General features: G+C 63.8%; 1 protein-coding gene. It reads right to left on the bottom strand.

The genetic code is table 11. The annotated features are described in order from the left end of the window. A partial coding sequence (gcl, locus tag EN969_RS32300) for a glyoxylate carboligase (protein WP_127419798.1) occupies positions 1 to 1,120 on the bottom strand: 1,120 nt, incomplete at both ends.

The following is a 1,120-nucleotide window of genomic DNA, read 5'->3' as shown; positions in this document are numbered from 1 at the left end:
GCTTGTAGACATGCAGGAACTGCGCCCCGGCGATCTGCGACAGGCCGATCGTGGTGACATAGGTGACGTCGCGGCCGAACGCCTTGTTCATCTCCTCATAGACACGCTGCGGCTTCAGCGGCACCTGGTCGAAATGCGTCTTGCGCTTCATCGTCTTCTTGCGAGCCTGGCATTCCTTCGCCCAGCCGGACCAGTCGCGCAGTCTGCCTGCCGTCTTCCACTCGGTGGCGACGTCGAGCAGCATCTTCAGCGCAGCACCAGCATCCGAAACGACGCCGAGATCCGGCGCGAAGACACGGCCGATCTGCGTCGGCTCGATGTCGACATGGATGAATTTTTTGCCCTTGGTATAGACATCGACGGAGCCGGTGTGACGGTTGGCCCAGCGGTTGCCGATGCCGAAGACGAAATCGGCTTCCAGCATCGTCGCATTGCCATAGCGGTGCGAGGTCTGCAGCCCGCACATGCCGGCCATCAGCCGGTGGTCGTCGGGGATCGCGCCCCAGCCCATCAAGGTCGGGATGACCGGCACGCCTGAAATCTCGGCGAATTCGATCAGCAAATCCGACGCATCGGCGTTTATGATGCCGCCGCCGGCGACGATCAGCGGCTTTTCGGCGGCGTTGAGCATCGTCAACGCCTTTTCGGCCTGGGCGCGCGTCATGGCCGGCTTGAACGGCGTCAACGGCTCATAGGCATCGATGTCGAATTCGATCTCGGCCAGCTGGACGTCGACCGGCAGGTCGATCAGCACCGGACCCGGCCGCGACGAGCGCATCAGGTGAAAGGCCTTCTGCAGCGCCATGGGGACGAGATAGGGCTCCATGACCGTGACCGCCCATTTGGCGACCGGCGCGGCAATGGCTGATATGTCGACGGCCTGGAAATCCTCCTTGTTCAGCCGCGCCCGCGGCGCCTGGCCGGTGATGCACAGGATCGGAATGGAATCCGCAGCGGCCGAATAGAGCCCGGTGATCATGTCGGTGCCGGCCGGACCCGAAGTGCCGATGCACAGGCCGATATTGCCTGCCTTGGCCCGGGTAAAGCCTTCCGCCATGTGCGAGGCGCCCTCGACGTGACGGGCAAGCACGTGGCGGATCGTTCCCCTCGCCTTCAGCGC

Source organism: Mesorhizobium sp. M7A.F.Ca.CA.003.01.2.1 (assembly GCF_003998945.1).
GTDB classification, from domain to species: domain Bacteria; phylum Pseudomonadota; class Alphaproteobacteria; order Rhizobiales; family Rhizobiaceae; genus Mesorhizobium; species Mesorhizobium ciceri.
This window is presented reverse-complemented; position numbering and strand designations above follow the sequence as displayed.